Source organism: Sphaerisporangium sp. NPDC049457 (assembly GCF_055586705.1).
Map to the genome: position 1 here is coordinate 272,082 of NZ_JBVJHR010000008.1, position 21,014 is coordinate 293,095.

Annotated in this window: 22 protein-coding genes and 1 riboswitch; of the genes, 10 read left to right on the forward strand and 12 right to left on the reverse strand. The window is 70.0% G+C overall.

Annotation, left to right across the window (positions count from 1 at the left end):
* Positions 1 to 10 precede the first annotated feature (10 nt).
* From ACZ6QO_RS15225 to ACZ6QO_RS15245, 5 genes are all read right to left on the reverse strand, one after another.
* The gene (locus ACZ6QO_RS15225) at positions 11 to 853 is read right to left on the reverse strand and encodes an adenosylcobinamide amidohydrolase (protein ID WP_465851056.1); all 843 of its coding nucleotides are present in this window, start codon (positions 851 to 853) and stop codon (positions 11 to 13) included.
* Positions 854 to 916: 63 nt separating this feature from the next.
* Complete coding sequence (locus ACZ6QO_RS15230; RefSeq protein ID WP_465851057.1) at positions 917 to 1,693, reverse strand: ABC transporter ATP-binding protein; 777 nt, start codon at positions 1,691 to 1,693, stop codon at positions 917 to 919.
* Positions 1,690 to 2,730: a FecCD family ABC transporter permease gene (locus ACZ6QO_RS15235; protein WP_465851059.1), complete on the reverse strand. Its 1,041-nt coding sequence runs from the start codon at positions 2,728 to 2,730 to the stop codon at positions 1,690 to 1,692. Before ACZ6QO_RS15235 ends, ACZ6QO_RS15230 begins: the two co-directional genes overlap by 4 nt.
* 47 nt (positions 2,731 to 2,777) lie before the next feature.
* Entirely contained in the window at positions 2,778 to 3,731 is a 954-nt protein-coding gene (locus ACZ6QO_RS15240) for an ABC transporter substrate-binding protein (RefSeq protein WP_465851060.1), read from the reverse strand.
* A 47-nt stretch (positions 3,732 to 3,778) separates the two neighbouring features.
* Positions 3,779 to 3,917: riboswitch (adenosylcobalamin (AdoCbl) riboswitch) on the reverse strand.
* A gap of 128 nt (positions 3,918 to 4,045) precedes the next feature.
* Positions 4,046 to 4,882 carry a Gfo/Idh/MocA family protein gene (locus ACZ6QO_RS15245; RefSeq protein ID WP_465851062.1) on the reverse strand — a complete coding sequence of 279 codons (837 nt, stop codon included), beginning with the start codon at positions 4,880 to 4,882 and terminating at the stop codon, positions 4,046 to 4,048.
* A gap of 446 nt (positions 4,883 to 5,328) precedes the next feature.
* On the opposite strand from ACZ6QO_RS15245, the gene ACZ6QO_RS15250 reads away from it, so the two are divergent.
* From ACZ6QO_RS15250 to ACZ6QO_RS15285, 8 genes are all read left to right on the forward strand, one after another.
* Positions 5,329 to 6,636 carry a cytochrome P450 gene (locus ACZ6QO_RS15250; RefSeq protein WP_465851064.1) on the forward strand — a complete coding sequence of 436 codons (1,308 nt, stop codon included), beginning with the start codon at positions 5,329 to 5,331 and terminating at the stop codon, positions 6,634 to 6,636.
* Positions 6,633 to 7,511 (forward strand): terpene synthase family protein, encoded by an 879-nt coding sequence (locus ACZ6QO_RS15255; protein WP_465851066.1) that lies wholly within the window; start codon positions 6,633 to 6,635, stop codon positions 7,509 to 7,511. Before ACZ6QO_RS15250 ends, ACZ6QO_RS15255 begins: the two co-directional genes overlap by 4 nt.
* Complete coding sequence (locus ACZ6QO_RS15260; RefSeq protein WP_465851067.1) at positions 7,508 to 9,319, forward strand: prenyltransferase/squalene oxidase repeat-containing protein; 1,812 nt, start codon at positions 7,508 to 7,510, stop codon at positions 9,317 to 9,319. The genes ACZ6QO_RS15255 and ACZ6QO_RS15260 overlap by 4 nt, the downstream gene beginning before the upstream one ends.
* 248 nt (positions 9,320 to 9,567) lie before the next feature.
* Positions 9,568 to 11,949, forward strand: a complete 2,382-nt coding sequence (locus ACZ6QO_RS15265; protein WP_465851068.1) for a sensor histidine kinase — start codon at positions 9,568 to 9,570, stop codon at positions 11,947 to 11,949.
* Positions 11,950 to 12,062: 113 nt separating this feature from the next.
* Positions 12,063 to 12,491, forward strand: coding sequence for a roadblock/LC7 domain-containing protein (locus tag ACZ6QO_RS15270; protein ID WP_465851069.1), 429 nt, complete (start codon positions 12,063 to 12,065; stop codon positions 12,489 to 12,491).
* On the forward strand, positions 12,488 to 12,877 hold the full coding sequence (locus ACZ6QO_RS15275; protein WP_465851070.1) for a DUF742 domain-containing protein: 390 nt from the start codon (positions 12,488 to 12,490) through the stop codon (positions 12,875 to 12,877). The genes ACZ6QO_RS15270 and ACZ6QO_RS15275 overlap by 4 nt, the downstream gene beginning before the upstream one ends.
* On the forward strand, positions 12,858 to 13,466 hold the full coding sequence (locus tag ACZ6QO_RS15280; RefSeq protein WP_465851071.1) for a GTP-binding protein: 609 nt from the start codon (positions 12,858 to 12,860) through the stop codon (positions 13,464 to 13,466). The genes ACZ6QO_RS15275 and ACZ6QO_RS15280 overlap by 20 nt, the downstream gene beginning before the upstream one ends.
* Before the next feature lie 160 nt (positions 13,467 to 13,626).
* On the forward strand, positions 13,627 to 14,421 hold the full coding sequence (locus tag ACZ6QO_RS15285) for an SDR family NAD(P)-dependent oxidoreductase (protein WP_465851072.1): 795 nt from the start codon (positions 13,627 to 13,629) through the stop codon (positions 14,419 to 14,421).
* Between the two features lie 108 nt (positions 14,422 to 14,529).
* Here ACZ6QO_RS15285 and ACZ6QO_RS15290 read toward each other — a convergent pair whose 3' ends face one another.
* From ACZ6QO_RS15290 to ACZ6QO_RS15310, 5 genes are all read right to left on the reverse strand, one after another.
* Complete coding sequence (locus tag ACZ6QO_RS15290; RefSeq protein WP_465851074.1) at positions 14,530 to 14,964, reverse strand: hypothetical protein; 435 nt, start codon at positions 14,962 to 14,964, stop codon at positions 14,530 to 14,532.
* 174 nt (positions 14,965 to 15,138) lie between these two features.
* Positions 15,139 to 16,623: a S1 family peptidase gene (locus ACZ6QO_RS15295; RefSeq protein WP_465851076.1), complete on the reverse strand. Its 1,485-nt coding sequence runs from the start codon at positions 16,621 to 16,623 to the stop codon at positions 15,139 to 15,141.
* Between the two features lie 221 nt (positions 16,624 to 16,844).
* The gene (locus ACZ6QO_RS15300) at positions 16,845 to 17,588 is read right to left on the reverse strand and encodes a hypothetical protein (protein WP_465851078.1); all 744 of its coding nucleotides are present in this window, start codon (positions 17,586 to 17,588) and stop codon (positions 16,845 to 16,847) included.
* Positions 17,589 to 17,596: 8 nt separating this feature from the next.
* Complete coding sequence (locus ACZ6QO_RS15305) at positions 17,597 to 18,229, reverse strand: zinc metalloprotease (RefSeq protein ID WP_465851079.1); 633 nt, start codon at positions 18,227 to 18,229, stop codon at positions 17,597 to 17,599.
* Between the two features lie 397 nt (positions 18,230 to 18,626).
* Entirely contained in the window at positions 18,627 to 18,767 is a 141-nt protein-coding gene (locus ACZ6QO_RS15310; protein WP_465851081.1) for a hypothetical protein, read from the reverse strand.
* Between ACZ6QO_RS15310 and ACZ6QO_RS15315 the strand changes: the two genes are divergently transcribed.
* Both ACZ6QO_RS15315 and ACZ6QO_RS15320 read left to right on the forward strand, forming a co-directional pair.
* Complete coding sequence (locus ACZ6QO_RS15315) at positions 18,768 to 19,136, forward strand: hypothetical protein (protein ID WP_465851082.1); 369 nt, start codon at positions 18,768 to 18,770, stop codon at positions 19,134 to 19,136.
* Positions 19,137 to 19,313: 177 nt separating this feature from the next.
* On the forward strand, positions 19,314 to 19,607 hold the full coding sequence (locus tag ACZ6QO_RS15320; protein WP_465851084.1) for a TraR/DksA family transcriptional regulator: 294 nt from the start codon (positions 19,314 to 19,316) through the stop codon (positions 19,605 to 19,607).
* Between the two features lie 137 nt (positions 19,608 to 19,744).
* On the opposite strand, the gene ACZ6QO_RS15325 is transcribed toward ACZ6QO_RS15320, so the two are convergent.
* Both ACZ6QO_RS15325 and ACZ6QO_RS15330 read right to left on the reverse strand, forming a co-directional pair.
* A complete protein-coding gene (locus ACZ6QO_RS15325; protein ID WP_465851085.1) occupies positions 19,745 to 19,969 on the reverse strand; it encodes a DUF397 domain-containing protein in 225 nt (74 codons plus the stop codon).
* Positions 19,951 to 20,787, reverse strand: a complete 837-nt coding sequence (locus tag ACZ6QO_RS15330) for a helix-turn-helix domain-containing protein (RefSeq protein ID WP_465851086.1) — start codon at positions 20,785 to 20,787, stop codon at positions 19,951 to 19,953. Before ACZ6QO_RS15330 ends, ACZ6QO_RS15325 begins: the two co-directional genes overlap by 19 nt.
* Positions 20,788 to 21,014: the final 227 nt, after the last annotated feature.

Here is a 21,014-nt window from a genome sequence, read left to right on the forward strand (position 1 = left end):
GCGCCCGTCTCTAGCGCCGGCGACCGGCGTCCGGGGCGGGGGTGAGGTGGGCGTCGGTCCAGGCGTGGGCGCCGGTGAGGACGCAGCGGTGGACGGCTCTGGCGACGCGGGCGCCCCAGGTGGATCTCGGGCCGCCGAACGGTTCCTCCGGGCCGCCGGTCCTGGCCGCGACGCACACCGCGTCCGAGGCGGTGCCCGTGCAGGCGTACCCGGCCTCGGCCAGCGCCTGGGCCTTGGCCTCGGTCACCGTCATCACGGCGTTGACCAGGGCGGCGTCGCTCATCGCCACCGGGACGGCCACGATGATGTTGATCGTCCCCGGCGCCGGGAACACCGGCCGCGGCACGAGGCCATGGCCGAGACGATCTCCCCCGGGTCCCCCGGGTTCTCGGGGTTCACCCTGTTCCGGCTGCTCCCGGCCCTGCCGGCTCTCCCGGCCACCCTGGCCCTCCGCCGATCGCCGGGGCTCCGGGAGCTCGCGGAGGTCATGGAGCCCGCGGAGCTCGCGGAGCTCGGGGTCGGGGACGCCTTCGGGGGAGGCGGCCCAGGTGGGCACGCGCAGGCCCACGGTGGCCACCGCGTCCACTCCCCCGTCGTGCGCCCGGGTGTAGCGGTCGACGGACGCCGCGGTCAGCATGCCGACCCCAGGCCCGGGCGGCGCCAGTTCGAGCAGGTGCTCGACCGGGTCCATCCGCGAGTACCCGGCGACGACCTGGGCGTTCAGCACCCATTCCACCGGGCCGATGCCGCCGCCGAGCATGGCGGAGGAGATCGCCCGCCACCCGGGGCCGAGCTCCCAGAGCAGCGCGGCCAGGCGTGCGCCGTCCTCGCGCCGATGGCTCAGCGACAGCATGCGTTCTCCTCACGACAGGTGCCGGAAGCGTACAGACCGGAAGCCGCCCGGCGCACCGTCCGCTCAGGACGGGCGGACCAGGTTCACCAGGGGGCGGCCGTCCTCGCCGCGGTCGACGCGGACATGGACGCCGAAGGTGCGGGCGAGCAACGGCTCGGTGAGCACCCGCGCGACCGGCCCGGAGGCGACGGCCCTGCCGCCGGCGATCAGCAGGACCGTGTCGGCGTACTGTCCTGCCACGCTGAGGTCGTGGACGGTCGTCACGATGGTCAGCCCGTCGGCCAGGCGCAACCGGTCGACCAGTTCCAGCACCTGCTGCTGGTGGCCGAGGTCGAGGGCGGTCGTCGGCTCGTCGAGCAGCAGCACGGGCGCCTGCTGGACGAGCGCCCGGGCGAGGACGACGCGTTGGCGTTCGCCGCCGGACAGGTGGGTGAGCGGCCGGCCCGCGAGGGCGGTCAGGTCCAGGCGTTCGAGCACCGACTCGGTGACCTCGCGGTCGCGCCTGCCGTCCCGGCCCAGGTAGGAGATGTAGGGGGTGCGTCCCAGCAGGGCGTACTCCATCACGGTCAGGCCGGGCGGCAGCAGGGGGTTCTGCGGGGCGTAGGCCATCAGCCGCGCCCGTTGCCGCGGTTTGAGCGCGCGCGCCGGCCGGCCGTCCACCAGCACCTCTCCCCGGGCCTCCAGCAGGCCCATCATGGCCCGCAGGAGGGTGGACTTGCCCGCGCCGTTCGGCCCGATCACCGCCAGCCACTCGCCGGCGCGCGCCGACAGCCCCACCTCCGAGAGCACCTGCCGCCCGCCGAGGGACACCGACAGCCCGCTGACCTCGACCGAGCTCATGCCTCCACCGTCCTTGTGGCGCGGAGCACGCCGACGAAGAACGGGGCGCCGATGAAGGCGGTGACCACTCCGATGGGCAGTTCCGCCGGGGCGAGGAGGGTGCGGGCGACCAGGTCGGCCAGCACCAGGAACGCCGCCCCGGCGAGCAGCGAGATCGGCAGCACCACCCGGTAGGACCCGCCAGCGAGGCGCCGCACGACGTGCGGCACGACGATGCCGACGAACCCGATCAGCCCGCTGACCGCCACCGCCGACGCCGTGGCGAGCGACGCCGCGCACAGGACCACGAACCGGACGCGGGCGGCGTTCACCCCGAGGCTCGCCGCCTCGTCGTCCCCGACCGACAGCACGTCGAGCAGCCGGCCGTGCGCGATCAGGACGGCCGACGACACCACGGCGTAGGGGGCGATGAGCCACACCTGCGACCAGTCGCCGCCGATGCCGCCGAGGATCCACGAGTAGATGCGCTGGAGCTGGTCGACCTTGATCTGCTGCACGAACGCCTGCAGGGCGGACAGGAACGAGGCCACCGCGACCCCGGCGAGCACCAGGGTCGCGGTGCCGCCGCCCCGGGCGGCGGTGTTGCCGAGCGCGTACGCCAGCAGCACGCCGCCGATCGCCCCGCCGAAGGCGGCGAGCGGCACCAGCGCGTCGGCGTGCACCAGGACGATCATCAAGGTGGCGGTGAACCCGGCCCCGGCGGCGGCGCCGAGCAGGTACGGGTCGGCGAGCGGGTTGCGGAACACGCCCTGGTATCCGGCGCCCGCCAGCGCCAGCAGCCCCCCGACGACCGCCGCGAGCACGACGCGGGGCATCCGGAGCTGGACGAGCAGCCCGCGCTCCACCGGGGACAGCCCGGAGTGGACCGACACGAACGGCACCCGGTCCAGCAGTTCGAGCACGACGCCCCTGAGCGGCAGCCCGGCCGCGCCGATCATCAGGCCGGCCAGGACGCACGCCGCGAGCACCGCCACCGCGATGACCGGCACCACCGGGCGCATCCGGGCGGCGGACGCGGCGGGCGCGGGTGGTTCCATGCCGGTGCCGGTCATCGTTCTGGCAGGTGCTCCGGGGCCGGGCCTGGTCAGCCCGCCGCCTTCCTGACCGCCGCGTCGACGACCTTCACGAAGTCGACGACGCGCGGCCCCCAGCGCGAGGCGATGTCGTCGTCGATCGGGAACACCTGGTCCTTCTTGATCGCCGACAGGCCGCCCCAGCCCGGCCGCTTGGCCAGGGTCTCCTTGGACTGGCCGCAGCACTTGGTGTCGGCGAGGAAGATCAGGTCGGGGTCGGTCTTCGCCAGGAACTCGCTGGAGAGCTTGGGGTAGCCCCCGGCGGCGTCCGGCGCCTCGTCGGCGATGTTGACCAGCCCGAAGATCCCGTAGATCTGGCCGATGAAGGTGGCGGAGGTCACCGAGTACGGCGTGTTGTCCAGCTCGTGGAAGTAGGTGAGCTTCGCGTCCTTGGGCGCGGCGGCGGCGAGCTGGTCGATCTGCCGCTTCATGTCCGCGGCGACCTGGTCGGCCTTGTCCTTGTTGCCGGTCGCGGCCCCGAGGTCGGCGATCTGGTCGTAGCTCTCCTCCAGCTTGGTCGCGGCCGGTTCCAGCAGGACGGGGATGCCGACCTTGCTCAGGGCGGCCACGACGCCGCCGGTGTCGTTGGCGAGCACGACGAGGTCGGGCTTCTTGGCGATGATCGCCTCGGCGTTCGGCTTGAAGCCGGACAGATCCGTCTTGGGGGCCTCCGCGGGGTAGGTCGACTGGTCGTCGACCGCGATGACCTGCGGTCCCGCGCCGATGGCGTACAGGCTCTCGGTCGCGGTGGGCGAGAGCGACACGATCTGCGAGGGCTTGGCCGGGACGGTGACCGCGCCGTTGCCGGCCTGGACGGTGACCGGGAAGGCCGCGGCCTGTGATGAGGGGGCGGGGGTGGCGGGGGCCGGGGAGGCGCTGCCTGAGGTGTCGCCGGACTGGCCGCATCCGGCCAGCGTCAGTGCACCCAGCAACGCGCCCGCCAAGGCCGTGCGTACGGGCCTCACGAGGGGATTCCTCCTGTTGCTAGGAAATCGAGAGACCCGCGGAATTGACGGATCACCCTTTTCCACGAGGGTTGATGGCGTCGGCGCGGCGTGCAGGCGACCTGGCTCGACCGAGAGGTCTCACAGTTGCGGGACAGCGCCGGACTCACACCGGACTTCGCTGCGCGCCACGCGTCAGGGGAACGGTATCAACCCGTGCCGCAGTCGGGCACGAGGGGTTGTGCACTGATTTGTGCGCGGGGTCGTGCGCTGTCGTGCGCGGGGTCCTGGGCGGGGTCGTGCGCGGGGTCCTGGGCGGGGTCGTGCGCGCGGTCTCAGCGGAGCTGGGCCTCGGCCACGCTGATGATCTCCTGGAGCCGGAGCCCGTGGCGGGCGTCCAGCGGGTGGCCGCCGCCGCGGCGCACGGTGTGGGCGAACTCGGCGACCATGTCGGGGAAGACGTCGTAGCCGAGGTCGCCGCCGTCGAGGGTCTCGGTGCCCTGGCGGCCGAAGACCGCGACGTGCGAGGAGGCGTGCTCGACGCGGGCGGCCATCGACAGCGACGCCTCGCTGACGGCGCCGCTCTGGTGCTCCAGCATCAGGCCGACCCAGCCGAGGGTGTCGCCGTGCGCGCGCACGCCGGTGACCGGCCCCAGGGCGGCGTCCAGCATGTCGATCATGTGCGGGCCGACGTCCAGGATGGCTCCCCGCTCCTGCCGCCATGGGGAGTCGATCGTGTACAGGGCGCCTGAAACGTTCATCGCGTATCCGCCGAAGGGGTCGATGGCACGCACCCGTTCGAGAAAGGACCTGGTGGTGGCGGAGTAGCGGAAGGTGAGCACCATCTGGGAGGCCACGCCGGCCTCCCCCACGGCGTCGGCCAGGCGTTTCGCCGCGTCGAGGTCGGCGGCGAGCGGCTTCTCCAGCAGCAGCGCCTTGCCGGCCCTGGCGGCGAGCAGGCCCATCTCGGCCTGGACGGCGGGCGGCACGCAGAAGGCGACGGCCTCGCAGACGTCGAACAGTTCCTCGACGCGCTCGTACACCGGGACGCCGAGCCTGGCGGCGGCTCTCGGCCTGCGGGCCCAGACGCCGGCGAGCCGCGTGTACGGCCCGGCGGCGAGGGTGGGCGCGTGGACGGCCTCCGCCCACGGCCCGGCTCCGATCAGACCCACCGCCACTGGCTCCACGACGCTCAGCTCCCCGACTTATCCGATCAATCGTGGCGAGACTAGCCGAGCCGAGGCCGGGCGCGCGGCATCTCCGGGCGACCGCTCGGAGGTACCGGCCACAGAAGATTGCATAAATACCATATCTGTCGCGAAAAATCAGTAGTTGAACGAAAACTTGATCATAGTCGGAGATCGTGGTAATTCATTATGCCTGTGGCACTTTGCCACGAGAGTAACCAATTGTCGCATTCGTGGTCATGCGGCGAGCGGCGCCCGAAGTCTGAACCCTCTCCGGGCGGGCGCCCGCGCCGCGGCGGAACAGTTCGGCCACCAGGGCATGACCACGGAGAACCCGCAGGCAGCTCTCACAATTTGGAGTCGTCACGATGTCGGTCGCCGCTTCCCCCCGGCATGCCCGAACCGTCCCCCTCCGCAGAACGCTCGCGCCGATGGTCCGCGATCCGGTGAACATGCTGGCGGAACTGGCGAGAGAATCGGCGGGCCGAATTGTCCGGCTGCCCGCGGGCACACCGTCTGTATATCTTCTGAGCCACCCTGACGACGTCCAGCACGTGCTGCGCGGCAACTGGGAGAACTACCAGCGCGAGGGAATGTTCTGGCGCCCCCTCCAGCGGCTGCTCGGCGAGAGCATCCTCAACGACGGAACCGCCTGGCAGAACAGCCGCGACATCCTGCAGCCCCTGTTCACCGCCAGGTGCGTCGCCTCCCTCACCGAGCAGATGGCGACGGTGGTGGACGAGCGCATCGCCGAACTGGAGCCGTACGCCGCGTCGGGGCGGTCGTTCGACGCGGGCGAGGAGCTGGCCGACGTCGTCAACGAGACCGTGATCAAGGTGCTGTTCGCCGGCCGCCTGTCGCGCGAGGCCGGGCGCCGCCTGTCCCCAGCCTACGACCGCGCGGCGCGCTCGATCGTGTTCCGCCTGCTCATGCCGTCGATGCCGTACAGCGTGCGGCTCCCCGGCGACCGGGCCTTCATGGACGCCGTCCAGACGATCGACGACGTCATCCTGCCGATGATCAGGCAGGACCGGGACCGGCCGGGGTCCGGCGCCGACGTGTTCTCCGCGCTCGTCCGGGCACGCGAGGAGCAGGGGGCGGACGAGCGGCAGGTGCGCGACGACGTCGTCAGCGTCTACGGGGCGGCCGCCGAGTCGACGGCCACGACGCTGACCTGGCTGTGGCCGATGCTCGCCGCCCACCCGGACGTCGCCTCGAACCTGTACGAAGAGGTGGACCGGGTCGTCGGCGACGGGCCGGTGCGCGCATCCCACCTGCCCGAGCTGCGCTACACCAAGATGGTCCTGCAGGAGCTGATGCGCCTGCGCCCGGCCGGGTGGCTGTTCCCGCGCATGGCCAAGCAGGCCGACGTGGTCGGCGGGGTGCCCATCGAAGCCGGCGCGCAGGTGCTGATCACTCCGTACGCGACGCACCGGCTGGACGAGTTCTGGGAGCGCCCGCTGGAGTTCGACCCCGGGCGGTTCGCGCCCGGCCGGCAGGAACGCCGGCACAGGTACGCCTACTTCCCGTTCGGCGGCGGGCCGCACCAGTGCCTCGGCAGGCACCTGTTCGACATGGCGGCGCCGCTCATCGTGGCGGCCCTGCTGAGCCGCTTCCGCCCGGTGCTGCGCGGCGACGGGCCGTTCACGCCGGCCCCGGCCGGGTCGCTGCGCCCGAAGGAGAAGGTGGAGCTGGCGCTGGTGCGCGCCCCCCGCTCCGGACGCGGGACGCGCCCATGACGGGGGCTTTCGTGCCCGGCCTGAGCGCCGTGGAGTGCGGGCGGGCCGCCGCGGTGGCCGGGCGGTCGCAGCGGTACATGAACGAGTGGGCCGCCGCCTACCCCGATCTGTTCTCCGCCAAGCCGTTCGACGCCGCGCTGTACGGCACGGTGTCGATGGCGATGGCGTACAGCGGGCCGTGGCACACCGCCGAGGAGCTGAGGACGGCCAACAAGGCGTGCCTGTGGACGTTCGCGCTCGACTGGCTGATCGACTACGTGCACACCTCGGCGGAGGAGGTCCGCGAGCCCGCGCGGGTCTGCCTGGACGTGGCGGCCGGCGAGGGGCCGCCACCCGGGGACGACCTCACCGGCATGCTCGCCGAGATCCGCGCCGGGCTGGCCACGGCGCCGGCGTGGCCGGCGCTGGAGGGCGTCTGGCGGGACGAGCTGCGGCGCATGCTCGACGCGATGGTGCGCGAGTGGGACTGGAAGGCCGCCGGGGCCACCCCGTCGCTGGAGGAGTATCTCGCCAACGCCGACAACCACGCCTTCTGCTTCGTGTTCACCTGCCACTGGATCGCCACCGGCGGCCCGGGCGCCGCGACGGCCGTCGCGGAGGTGCGCGCGGCGAGCCGCGCGGTGCAGCGGGTGCTGCGGCTGCTCAACGACCTGAGCAGCTACGAGCGGGACCGGAGCTGGAACGACGTCAACGCCCTGCTGATCGGCGTCACGCGCGAGGAGGTCGGCGACCGCGTCGCCGTGCTCACCGCCGAGGCCAGGAAGCTGATCGGCCGCGTGCGGGACGTCCATCCGCGGCTCGCCGACTATCTGGAGCGCCAGATGGACTTCTGCGCCGGTTTCTACGCCCTCGGCGAGTACTGGGGGTCGCTGTGAGCGCCTTCTTCCTGGCCCCCGGAGCCTCGCATGGGCACGCGGACCCCACCACGGCCGGCGTCGGCGGGGCGACCGGAACCCGCGCCGGCTCGGCGTGCGTGAACGGGCACGCGTCCCCCCTGACGGCGGACAGGGCGGCGGACAGGGCGGCGGACGCGGCGGCGCGCGCCGGGGACGGCTCGCCGGCGCGGCGGGCCGCCGCGTTGCTGGCGGGGCTCGCGGCGCGACCCTGGGGCGAGGTCACCGCGTCGGTGTACGAGACGGGGCGGCTGGTCACGCTGGCCCCGTGGCTGGCCGGCCACGCCGAGCGCGTGGCGTTCCTGACGGGCGCGCAGCGGACGGACGGCGCCTGGGGCGTGCACGACGACTACGCCCTGGTGCCCACGCTGAGCGCCACCGAGGCCCTGCTCTCCGAGTTGCGGCGCGGCTGCTCGGCGGGCGGGGCCGACGGCGGCGGCTCGCGGGCCGCCGGGCCGGACCTCTCCGGCGAGCGCGGAAGGCTGGCCTCGGCGGCCGGGCGCGGGCTCGCCGCGCTGCTGCGGTGGTCGCGCGGCGGGTACGCGGGCCCGCGTCCCGACATGCCGGCGGTCGAGCTGATCGTCCCCTACCTGGTGGAGGCGGTGAACGGGCACCTGGACGCCCTGCGGGCGGCCGGCCTCGCCCCGGCGGGCCTGCGGGACGGCGGCACGTCGCTGCCCCTGCCGCCCGGCATGGGGACGGAGGTGCTGGCCCGGATCCGTTCGGCGCTGCGCGCCGGCGTCGCGCTGCCGGAGAAGCTGATGCACGCTCTGGAGGTGGCCGGCGACGCCGCCGCCGGAGCTCGGGGGGTGCCTCTCACGCCGGTCGGGACGGTCGGGGCCTCGCCGGCGGCCACGGCCGCGTGGCTCGGCGCCGGGAAGGTCCCCGAGCCCGGCCATCCGGCGCGCCGGCACCTGGAGGCGGTGGCGGGCCTGCACGGCGGCCCGGTGCCGTGCGGCCTGCCGATCACGGTGTTCGAACGCGGCTGGGTGGTGAGCTGGCTGCTCCGTGCGGGCGTCCCGGTCGCCGTGCCGGAGGAGGTGCGGCGGAGCCTCGGCGATGGCCTCGGCCCCGACGGGATCCCGGCCGGAGCGGGGCTGCCGGGCGACTCGGACACCACCTCGGTCGCCCTCTACGCCCTCGCGCTGGCGGGCGCGCCCAGGGATCCGGCCTGCCTGTGGGGCTACCGGGCCGGGACGCACTTCGCGACCTGGCAGGGCGAGCAGGGCTTCTCGACGACGACCAACGCGCACGTCCTGGACGCCTTCCGCGAGTACGCCGCCGGCCGCCCGGACGCCGCTCCCCGGTACGCCGCCGCGATGGCGGAGGTGGCGGGCTGGCTGCTCGAACGGCAGGCGGCCGACGGGAGCTGGTCGGACCGGTGGCACGCCTCCCCCTACTACGCCACGATGTGCTGCGCGGTCGCGCTCGACGCGGCCGGCGGCGGGCGCGCGGCCGTGCGGCGGGCGGTGCGCTGGATGCTGTCGGGGCAGCGGGCGGACGGCGCGTGGGGGTTGTGGCGCGGCACGGCCGAGGAGACCGCCTACGCCATGCAGACCCTGCTGCTCTGCGAGGCGGCGCGCGAGGAGCCGGGACGCGACCGCGCCGTGGCGCGCGGCCACGCCTACCTGCTGCGCGCGGGCGCGGGGGACGGCGAGCCGTGCACGCCCATGTGGCACGACAAGGATCTGTACACACCGCTCGCGGTCGTCCGCGCGGGGATTCTCGGCGCGCTGCATCTCGCGGGGCGGGACGCGGCGGTCTCCCCTCTCCTGAGATCCGCCCATTAATGCAATTAACCGGACACAATGCCGAAGACACCACCATAGAGGACGGCATCTGACTGGCATATTTACCAGGGTTGACATCAGGGGCTCGTGGCGGTTTTCCCTCCATGCTAGGGTGCCGGGGTGCGACAGGGTGAAATGCCTGCTTCGAGGCGATACCCCGTGCAATAACATGCTTCGACAGGTGTTTCACCGATATCATGCGCCGTGGCCGCACGGACGGCTTCCTGACTTTGGCCAGGGATGGAGTTATGCGCTTCCACAATCCTCGGGTACGTGTCAAGGTCACGGCTCTGCTGATATCGCTCGTGGCGCTCTGGAGCTTCGCGGCGTGGGTGACGCTGCGCGAGGGCCTGAACCTGCTGTGGGTGAACACCCTCGACACGAACGTGTCCCAGCCGGCCGAGCGGCTGATCACCGAGCTCCAGCGCGAGCGCCTGCTGACCACGGTGGCGCTGGGCGACGCCGGCACCCGCGGCCAGCGGCGCGGCCTGCTCTCCGCCCAGCGGGCGCGCACGGTGGCGGCGGGCTCGACCTTCCACCGCCTGATCGGCGACGACAGCGTGCGCCGCGCGGCGAGCGAGACCGTGCTGCGCCGCATCGAGGCGGCCGACCAGTCGCTCCAGCGCCTCGGGCCCCTGCGCGAGCGCGTCAACTCCGGCCAGATCGACCGCCACGCCGCGGGCGACACCTTCACCCAGGTCATCGAGGCCGTCTACAACATCTACGACGCCCTCGCCGGCCTGGACGACCAGGACTTCGCCAGGGACACCCGCACCCTCGTCGCGATGGCGCGGGCCAAGGAACTGATCTCGCAGGAGAACGCGTTCGTGGCCGGCGCGCTGGCGGCGGGCGGGCTCACCCCCGGCGAGGCGGTCACCTTCAGCCAGCTGGTCGGCGCCCAGCGGTACTCGCTCGCCGGCGCCTCCTCAGAGCTTCCCCCGGACGAGCACGCCGCCTACCAGCGGCTGGACAAGAGCGACCCCTTCAAGCGCCTTCGCTCGCTCGAAGACCAGCTCATCCGGGAGGGCATGGGCGGCGGTCCGCCGCCCATCGGGGCGGAGACGTGGCGGACGTCGGCCGAGACCGTCATCTCCCAGCTCGACCGGCTCGTCCAGGAGAGCGGAGACGCCCTGGTCGAGCGCGCCACACCGCTCGCGGTCGGCGTCCTCGTCCGCCTGGTGCTCATGGGCGGACTCGGCCTGCTGGCGGTCATCGCGTCCATCGTGCTGTCCATCACCACCGCCCGCGCCCTGGTGCGGCGGCTTGAGGAGCTGCGGGCCGCCGCCCTGGAACTGGCCGCGCAGCGGCTGCCCAGCGTGGTCGAGCGCCTCGGCCGGGGCGACGACGTGGACGTGCAGGCCGAGGCGCCGTCCCTGGCGGTCGGCAACGACGCCATCGGCCAGGTCGGCCAGGCGTTCAACATCGTCCAGGAGACCGCGATCCGGGTCGCGGTGGAGCAGGCCGAGCTGCGGCGCGGCTACCGGGGCATCCTGCTGAGCCTGGCACGGCGCACCCAGTCGCTGGTCCACCGGCAGCTCACCATTCTCGACGCCATGGAGAAGCGCGAGACCGAGCCGGGCGAGCTGGCCGACCTGTTCCGCGTCGACCACCTGGCCACCCGCATGCGGCGCAACGCCGAGAACCTCATCGTCCTGTCCGGCGCCTCCCCCGGCCGCGCCTGGCGGCGCTCGGTGCCGATGGTCGACGTGGTGCGCGGCGCGCTCGCCGAGGTGGAGGACTACACCCAGGTCACGCTGATGCCCATGGGCGAGTCGGAGCTCGCCGGTCGCGCCATCGGCGACGTCATCCACCTGCTCGCCGAGCTGATCGAGAACGCCGTCTCGTTCTCGCCGCCGTACGCCTCCGTGCAGGTCAGCGGCCAGGAGGTCGCCAAGGGCTACGTCGTCGAGATCGAGGACCGCGGGCTCGGCATGCCCCCCGACGAACTGGCCGCCGCCAACGCGCGCATCGCCGACCCGCCCGAGTTCAAGCTGAGCGGCACGCCCCGCCTCGGCCTGTACGTGGTCAGCCGCCTGGCCTCGCGGCACCGGATCAAGGTCACGTTGAAGGCCTCACCGTACGGCGGCACGACCGTCGTCGTCCTGATCCCCCGCGAGCTGATCGAGTCCGACTCCGACATCGAGCCCGCGCCCGAGCCGGACGCGCTGCCCCGAAGGCGGTCGCGCAACGGCGTGCCGGAAGCCCGGCAGGGCGGGCACAGTACGACCGGGGAGGTTCCCGTGCAAGCCGCCGCCGACGACCCAGAGCAGGTCCGCCCGCCGCTGCTCACGGTGGCCCCCCAGTGGCAGGAGACGCCGCAGGTGCCGGAGCAGCCGGTCTACCCGCCGGCCGCGCCCGGCGAACCGTCCGGCGAGCCCTCCTACACCCCCTCAGGTCTGCCCCGGCGCGTCGCCCAGGCGCACCTCGCGCCGGAGCTGCGCGACCAGCCCGCCCCGCGGCCCGCCGCTCCGGCGGCGGACGACGACGAGCTGTCGCCGGAGGACCTTCGACGGCTGATGGGCTCTTTCCAGAGCGGCACAGAACGCGGCCGTTCCGACGCCGCCAAGATGCCGCGCCACCTGGACGCCGCCCCGACACGGGAGGACGAACCGCCGACCCCAGCCCCATGAACCCGCGGATCATGCCCGCCAGGTGTACCAACTCCGCCTCGCCAGGGTGACCGCAGGAGAGCAATGGAGACGACGTAGTGAACAGCGTGAGCCGGTAAAGAGGACAGCGAGTGATGCAAAGGACGAGTTCCCCCGCCGACCTGGCCTGGTTGCTGGACGACCTGGTCGAGCGGGTGAGGGAAGCCGAGCACGGGATCGTTCTCTCCACTGACGGTCTGCTCCTGGCCACATCGCGAGGCCTCGGCCAGGACGACGCCGAGCATCTGTCCGCGGTCGCGGCCGGGATCCAGAGCCTGGCCCACGGCGCCAGCGAACGGTTCGCGGGCGGAGCCGTACGGCAGACCATCATCGCGATGAAGTCCGCCTATCTGATCGTGACCGTGGCCGGCGAGGGCGCCTGCCTGGCCGTCCTGTGCGCCGGCGACGCCGATGTGGGCCTGGTCGCCTACGAGATGGCCATGCTGGTGACGCGCGTGGGGCAGTACCTCACCTCCCCGGCCCGCTCGGAAGGCGCCAACGCCAGGAGGGAAGGGGTGACATGACGCACCTCTCCGACGACCCCGGCGAGGAGCAGTGGCTCGACGACGAGGCCGGGCGCATCGTCCGCCCTTACGTGATGACGCGCGGGCGCACCGAGCCGAGCCGGGGCCGGATCGACCTGATCACCCTCGTGGTGACCCTGAACACGGCGCCGGCGGCCGAACCCGGACTCGGCCCCGAGCACCACACCATCGTCAGGCTGTGCGAGCGGCCGCTGTCGGTCGCCGAGATCGCCGCTCACCTCGACCTGCCGGCCGGCACCGTCCGCGTCCTGCTGGGCGACCTCGTCGACAGGGGGCTCATCGCCATCCAGGAGCCCGCGCGGGAGACGGACGTTCTCGACCTGGAAACCTACAAGGCGGTGCTCAATGGACTCCGTACGCTCTGACGGCGGCGCGGCGCGCGCCAAGCTGCCCACCGCGATCAAGATCCTGATCGCGGGCGGGTTCGGAGCAGGCAAGACGACCATGGTCGGCTCTGTGTCGGAGACGCGCCCGCTGCGCACCGAGGAGACGCTCACCGACCGGGGCGTCGGCGTGGACGACCTGTCCGGCGTGGAGGAGAAGAAGACCACCACGGTCGCGATGGACTTCGGCCGCATCTCCATCGGCGACGCCCACGTGCTGTACCTGTTCGGCACGCCGGGCCAGGAGCGCTTCTGGTTCGTGTGGGACGAGCTGGCGCTGGGCGCGATGGGCGCCGTGGTGATCGCCGACACCCGCCGCCTGGCCGACTGCTTCCCTTCGGTGGACTACTTCGAGCGGCGCGGCACGCCGTTCATCGTCGCGGTCAACTGTTTCGAGGGAGCCAGGCGCTACGACCTTGAGGAGATCCGGATGGCGCTCGACCTCGGCCCCGCGATCCCCGTGGTGCTGTGCGACGCCCGCCAGCGCGAGTCGAGCAAGAACGTGCTGGTCACGCTGGTGCAGCACGCGATACACACCCGCACGAGCACCCAGGAGCCCGTCGCCGGCTGACCGTCCTGTCGTCGCCCGCGCGAGGTGGCCGGGATCGGCGCGCGGGCGGGCCGGACGCCGGGTTGATGGCGATGCACGCCGAATGTCGGCGTTTGCAATATGCAGCGTGTGCAACTAACTTCGGGACGGTACGCAGAACGCGACCGTCTGGAGCAACGCCATGCACATCGACCTGTCCGGCCGCACCGCGCTCGTAACCGGGTCAACGTCGGGCATCGGCCACGCCATCGCCGCCGCCCTCGCCCGGGCGGGCGCCGGCGTCGTGGTGAACGGCCGCGACGAGCGGCGCACCGAGGAGGCCGCCGCCGCGATCCGCGAGGCCACCGGCAACACCGCGGTGCGCGCCGCGGCCGCGGACGTCGCGACGCAGGAGGGCGCGGACGCCCTGCTCGCCGCCGCCCCCGAGATCGACATCCTCGTCAACAACACCGGCATCTTCGGCCCGGTGCCGGTGTTCGACATCCCCGACGCCGAGTGGCGGCGCTACTTCGAGGTCAACGTGCTCAGCGGCGTGCGCCTCGCCCGCCTGTACGTCCCGCGCATGGTCGCGCGGGGATGGGGCCGCGCGATCTTCATCAGCAGCGACTCAGCGGTGATGACCCCCACCGAGATGGTCCACTACGGCATGACCAAGACGGCCCAGCTCGCCGTCTCGCGGGGCATGGCGCAGTCGGTGGCCGGCACGGGCGTCACCGTCAACTCCGTGCTCGCCGGGCCGACGCTCACCGAGGGGGTGCGGCAGTTCGTCTCCGAGCTGTACGGCGGCGAGGTGCCCTTCGAGGAGGCCGAGCGGCGCTTCATGACGGAAGGCCGCCCGACCTCCCTGCTCCAGCGGCTGATCCGCCCCGAGGAGATCGCCAACCTGGTCGTGTACGTCGCCTCCGACCACGCCTCCGCCACCACCGGCGCCGCCCTCCGCGCGGACGGCGGCGTCGTCCCTACCCTCATCCCTTGACGTCCCCTCGCCGGTATGCCGGACATCGCGACGGTCCGGCTTGCGGTCGCGGGTGCTGACGTGAATACACCGGGACGAGATGATCAGGTCACCCGGATTTCGTTCCGATCAAGACCTTTGCACGTCTGTGACCTCATCGATGATTATCACCGTCCCGTCCGGTCCAGCCGGAAGGCATCCCTCTGGGATCACGACATCGGCCGGCGGATTCTTCCGCCAAGTGGAGCCGCCACCGCCACCTTTGACCTCGTCGCCTTCGAGGATGATGCCGATTCCGGGCACATTCACGCCACGTCTTCCATTGGTGAGGACAGGGCGGGTGCCTTCGGGCCACACTGGCGTTGCCTCCCGGCCAGGACCGGACCCGAGCCGCAGGCATCGACTTTTGGCATCATATCTCAAGGTGTTGTGAATTTCCGCCTGCATTGCCACCTCGAAACGGTGCACGATTATTATGGGGTCCTTCCCGTCTACTGCCACCCTTTCGTCGGGAGTGCTCGCGCAGCCGCCGGCAAGCGTCGACAGTGCCGTTAACGCGAGCATCCCTGAAATGCATGAGCGCCCCAATGCGCTTTTCGAGGCAGCTGTTCGCATGCACATTATTACATCACGTGCGGGATGGATGAGCAAACCGCGTTGACGGCAAGCCACATCCATCCCGATTCTGCCGGATCTCATCGATACGACTTCACATATCGACTCGTGGTGGTTCCAGGGTCAGCAGGTCGAGCACGTCCAGATGTTCCACGCGCTGCCGAGCCCGGTCGAGTCGTTGACGCGATCCGCGGCCACGAAGTAGGTCTTGGTATCGAAGATGAAGGCGGTGCCGGCAGAATCTATGCCCCACGCCCTGTGGCCATAGTAGGCCGGTCCGCCGCTGTCGCCGTGGTCGTCTATGTTGTCGGTCTCGATGTTGCCGAACCAGTTCCTGTTGTCGTCCATATCATCGCTGATATCGACATTTGTGTCGACGATGTTGTCACAGGTCGCACCGGTCGTCCTGCCGAATTTGCAGATCGGTTGCCCGATCACCGGGGAGGTTCCCACGTCATGGGCGTACCTGGCCAGGTTCCAGTCGTAATAGAAGGTGCGGGTCTGCGTCATGCTGGTGGTGCTGCTCTTGTCGTAGCGAGCCAGGTCGTAGTCGGTCGCGCGGAACCACCGTGACAGCGTCGTGGTGTCGGTATTCTGGTTCGGGTGGTTTTTATACGTGTAGTACGGCTCGGGATCGGCGCAATGGCGGGCGGTGAGGCTACCCTTAGCGCCGGTAGAGGAGTTGATGACATTGAATCCGTTGGTGCAGAGCAACGTCGAGCCGTTGAGGAGTCCCCCGCCACGAATGTATTGATCGTGCGGTTCCACCTTCAGACTGCCGGTTCTGATGACGACCTTTATCGCACTGTTGGAAGGCTTGGGCAGTTGCAGTGCCGAGGCGAGCGCTTCAGGAGAGGCGGCACCCGTCAGGGTCTCCTTGGGCTTCACCGTGAAGATCACCTCCCCGGTTTCGGCATCGTATCTGCCTATCAGGGCGACGACTTTCTTGCTGTCGGCGATGCTACGATAGGTAGCCGCCTTCACGGCTTGCAGTTCCTTTTCTGAGAATCCCCGCCCGGGGAAGAGCTTGATCTCCACCGGTAACTTCTTCGCGAGTTCGACCGCCTTGGCCGGCACCTCTCCCTTGAAACCGATCTGGACGCCACGACCGTCGTCGATGATCTTGATGTCCGCCACCTCGTCAGCGAACTCCGAGCGCAGCTGGGCGGCCAGAGGGTTGATCGCCGGAGTCCAGGCATAGCGGTCGATGGCTTCCTTGAAGGAAATCATCTTCGATCGAGCGAGACGATTCAGATCGATCAGCTCCGCGAACGGAATGCCGTCGATCTTGATGGTCGGATCCGGGACGGGGCCATCGGGCATCGCGCCCTGAATCGAAGGATTCTTGGCGACCTGCTCGGCCGCATACCTGTCGAGCGCCTCCTTCAGGGGAACGCCCTGGGCTTCGGCTCGCCTCGCGAGCATGTCCAGCGTAGGCCGCTCCTGCTTCGGCTGCTGGTCTCGCGACAGGACAATCGGCGCCGCAGTGGCACGAGGGGCGCTTGCTGAGACTTCGGGAGTCGGGTCATCGGTCTGTGCTCTTACGTAGCTTGGCACCAAAGTGATCGTCAGGGTCAGCGTTGCAACGGATAGAAGACGGCTTTTCATGTCATCCTTCCCTGTTCGAGCCAGGTATCACAGAGCCAACCGCCTGAGTGCGCCTCGCCGCGGAGTTCCGGCTGTTCCTCTAGATGGTGATCGGTGAATGAAGCTGGACGTCAAGGCCAAGGCCGCATAGTCGCGGCCTGTACCGCTGAAACTTGGCCGGATCACGCGGTGGGCTCGCTCATGCCGTCACGACCCGCGAGATCACGAATCTCACTGGAGCATTAGCGGGTGAATCCCTTGGACCTGATTCTCTGTATGTACTCGTCCAATGGCGATACGGAACGATTCTTCTGCTGCCACCCCTTTGGTTGATCTTCCAGGTCTTCGATGCCGCCCAGAAGCCGCTTGCCGCTGTCGCCCACCTCTTCAAGGATGAATCCCTGTGGATAAGCGAAGAAGATGGGAGCGTTGGCCGCTCGTCCTGCATACTCGTCGACGACATGCCCGCCGTCGGCCATTCCCGCCGCAGGCGTCTTGGCCGGTTGCAGGAACAGAAGGACGCGCGTCCGGGCCGGGATGGCCGTTTCGAAGTCCCGGACGGATCTGCACGGCTTGAGCTCTGCGCCACACAGGGGACCCTGAGGAAGTTCGACGAAGATCTGGTCGTCCACCACTGTGTTCTTGCCGTTCACCCCCTTCAGCCGGTCACTTACGCTGACTCGCATGACGATGTTGTAGAGGTTGTCGTCAGGAACCCGGCCGACAACGGTACGACCTTGCGAGAATCCGGCGACTTCTCCAGCGATCACTACGGGAGCCGCCTCGCTCGCTGCCAGATCTTCCGGTGACGCGAAGACCACGTGGTCATATTCCGCCGTTCGTAATACGGCTACGTCGATCTCTCCGGCTCCGGCGCGTGGCACATCACCAGATTTCGCGAGGTTCGACTGCTGGGTGCATCCGAATGTTGCGAGGAGGGCCACCGCCGCAGCGGCCAGAGTCAGACTCTTCTTGTTCTCAGCCACCACTGCTCCTAGAAGAACTGATTGATGTGCGAAACAATGTGATGACTGTTGTATGTTCTGCGCGCAGCGATGCCGTCATCCCATACGCCGCTGATCATGCAGTCGTCGGTGGATCCCGGAGCCCCCGGCACAGCGCCTGCGGAATAATGAGAGAGGCCGGCCGTATGGCCCAGTTCGTGGCATGCCGTCTTTCGATATTGATTCGCCACGTTAGAGGCGCCGTCCTGTATGTCCGCTTGGTTTATGTCGATGGTGTAGCGGTCGCACGCCGCATAGTCGGTTCGCCAGTTCCGACAGAAGGCCTTCCCCATCACGCCGTAACCGAGATCCTCCTCCTCCCATTGCACATCGGTGCGGGGCTGAGTTGTGGTCTTGCACGTGGAGTGGAACGTGGCGCCGTCCACTTCGGTCGCCGAGTCAAGGTAGTTCATCGAGGCCGTCTCGTGCGGTTTGAGAACTTCCGGGGTGCTACCTGAGAAGCAGTACGTCTGCGGGCCGCCATCTGGAGGGGCCTCGACATAGTCTGGATCCGCAAAGGCGGGGGGCGATACGCAGACCATGGCCAGCACCAGGCCGAGGCCCACTGTAAGCAGTTTGACCGAGGTGACAGAATGCGGTGAACCCAGGCCCGTGCGTGTCATTGGTCTCCCTGATCGAGTTGTCATTCACCCTGAATAACGCGCAGCGCCATGCCGCCGACCATATGGGTTCGACGCCCGGGGTGGCGCGGGAATCCGCCGTTGTCTCCGGGGGTGCGCGAACGACGCGCACGGCAGGATCATGTCGCGGCCGATCGCCTCGCGCAAAGATATGACGTGAAGCCGACTTTCGCTTGACGCACCGCGCGGCCGATGTTATTCATCGAAATATCCAGATGGCCGAAAGACGGCGATCCGGCCGGCCGATGCGCGGTGGAACCGTCTCGGCGCGATCGGGGTGCGTCGTCCGGGTGACGCGGATCCGGCGTGCCGCCGATCGGGTGGACGTGGAGGTATCCGTACCGGCCCGGATCGGTCGCCTGAGGCGGCGCGTGCGCCGCTACTCGGGCCAGTCGGACTTCATGATGACCTCGACGAAGTCGATGTGCCGGAAGCCGGGGACGAAGTGTTCGAGGACGTCCGCGTTGACGGTGCCGACGAGGGTGCGCTTTTCGGGGGCGGCTGGGTTATGGTCGGCCATATGACGGGACCGCGGGGGAGACCGCGCGCGTCCATCACGCTCGCCGGCGTGGTGGGCCTGGTCCTGCTGTCCCTGCTGCTGGCCGGCGCGTTTCCGTTCGGCCAGGGCGACACGTCCGCCCTGTCGGCCACGACCGGCCAGGCGTGGGATCTCGGAGCCGGCGACGGGGAGCTGTCCAGCACCCCGCCGCAAGGGGGCTCCGCCGTCCGCGAACACCAGGTGCCGTGGTCGCCGCTCCGCTCTCCGAACGCCGACGACGCCGCGCACGCCGAGACGCCGCGCGCGCCCGCTCTCGCGCCCGACGTCATCCGCACGCCGCAGCAACTCGCGCAGCGCATCGTCGGGTCGCGCAGCCCTCCGCTGATCTAGTCGCCTCCGCGTTTCTCTCTGTGCGACCTCCGGCCGATCGCACGCCGTAGCCCGGGTCCGGCTCGCCGGACTTGCGATGCGTGCGCGCACAGCTCACGCCCGGTCACGTACGTGCACGGCACGCGGTCGCCAGCACGGCCACACAACTCGTGCTCGGTCAGAAGGAGCCGCCTCATCATGACCGCCGTCAGATCAGTCCACTCACACCTGCAGCACTACGAGCAGCACCTGGCGCACCTGGAGGAGTTGCGCGCCGTGCTGCACTCACAGCTCGCCACGGCCGCCGCGCGCGCCACGGCTTCCGACGCGCGCGTGCCCGGCACGGCCCGCCGCCAGATGGAGGAGATCCAGGCCGCCATCGATCGCATGGATCGGGGGCGGTACGGCATCTGCGAGCGCTGCTCGGCCTTCATCCCGCTGCAGCACTTGCGGCGGACGCCTCATCGGCGTCTCTGCGACGACTGCGCCTGAACCGGCGGGCCTGGCCGCTAACCGGCCCGGTCCACGATCAAGCGGTGCGCCGGCACCCCGGCCGGAGACCGAAGGACCCCAGGTACGCACGGTGGCGGCCTGGGGTCCGCTCTGTTCACCGCCGCACCGGAGCCCGATCAGGTCCCGAGGTCGCCGCTCCTGACACCGGCCAGGAACGCCCTCCACTCCCCCGCCGAGAACACCACCACAGGCCCCCCGGCCACCTTGCTGTCGCGAACACCCACCACACCGGGCAGGTCACGTGCCACCTCAAGGCAACCTCCGCCCGTCCCTCCACTGTGCGAGCTCTTCTTCCAGGCAGCGAAAGACAAAGTCGTGCTCCTCACGACATTGCGCTCCATTGATCAATCCCATCCTGGATCATCTTGAGTGAAACATGGCGAGGGTGCGCCTCCGCCCTTATGGTGTCATATCGACTCCAAATAGCCGCAACAACATCATGATCGGTCGTCACATCTCCCGCCACAGCGGACTCGATGTACACGGCATCGGGCTCACCCGACGGCAGTTCCGCAAGGATGAATGCCCCCGTCAAGCCCACCGGGCTCTCGGCGCTATAAGGAACGATCTGTATCACCACGTTCGATCGTTCGGCGCTCTCAAGCAAGTACGTGAGCTGCTCCCGGACGACTAGAGGGCCGCCGAGAGGCCTATGCAGGACCCCTTCATCGAGCAAGGCCCACACAGCAGGTGGTTTCTCCTTATCGAAGACGGCCTTGCGCAGCATTCGTGCCTGAACCCGCTCCTCCACCTCAGCGGCGCTGATCTCGGGCTCCCGGCCGAAGAGGTATCGCGCGTAGGACTCTGTCTGGAGGAGGCCGGGGATCAGGAGGGGGTCCCAGGTGCGCAGGACGGCGGCTCTGGGTTCGATCTCCTCCAGCCAGCGGGCGAACCAGGCCGGGCCGGGGGTCTGGAGCATGAACTGGTAGAGGCGGTGGAAATGGCCGTCCAGCCCGAAGATCTCGTCGCACTGGCGCACGAACTCCGGAGAAGGCGGACGTTCACCACGCTCGATTTTTCCAATCATGTCCGGACTGTAGGTGGTGCGTTCACCGAGCTGCGGCTGGGACAGCCCGGTCCTCTTCCGGCAGCGACGCAACTCGCTGCCGAAGAATGCACGGGGGCTCATATTCGGATCGAGATCGCGTTCCCGTCCCACCGCACCTCCGAAAACTCAGGTGAACGCCTGTTTCCGCATCTTTACATGCCGCCCCCGGCGAATGGGATGTGAATCGGGACGCGATCCGGACAGCCGTTCGTCCGGGCACTGTCATCGCGTTCCGTGACGCGATCTCGTCGGCTCACGGCACTCTCTGAGCGTGGTCCCCGGAGTCGGGAGATCCGGAATCCGGACGGGTTTCTCCGCACTCCGGGGACCGCCGCGCC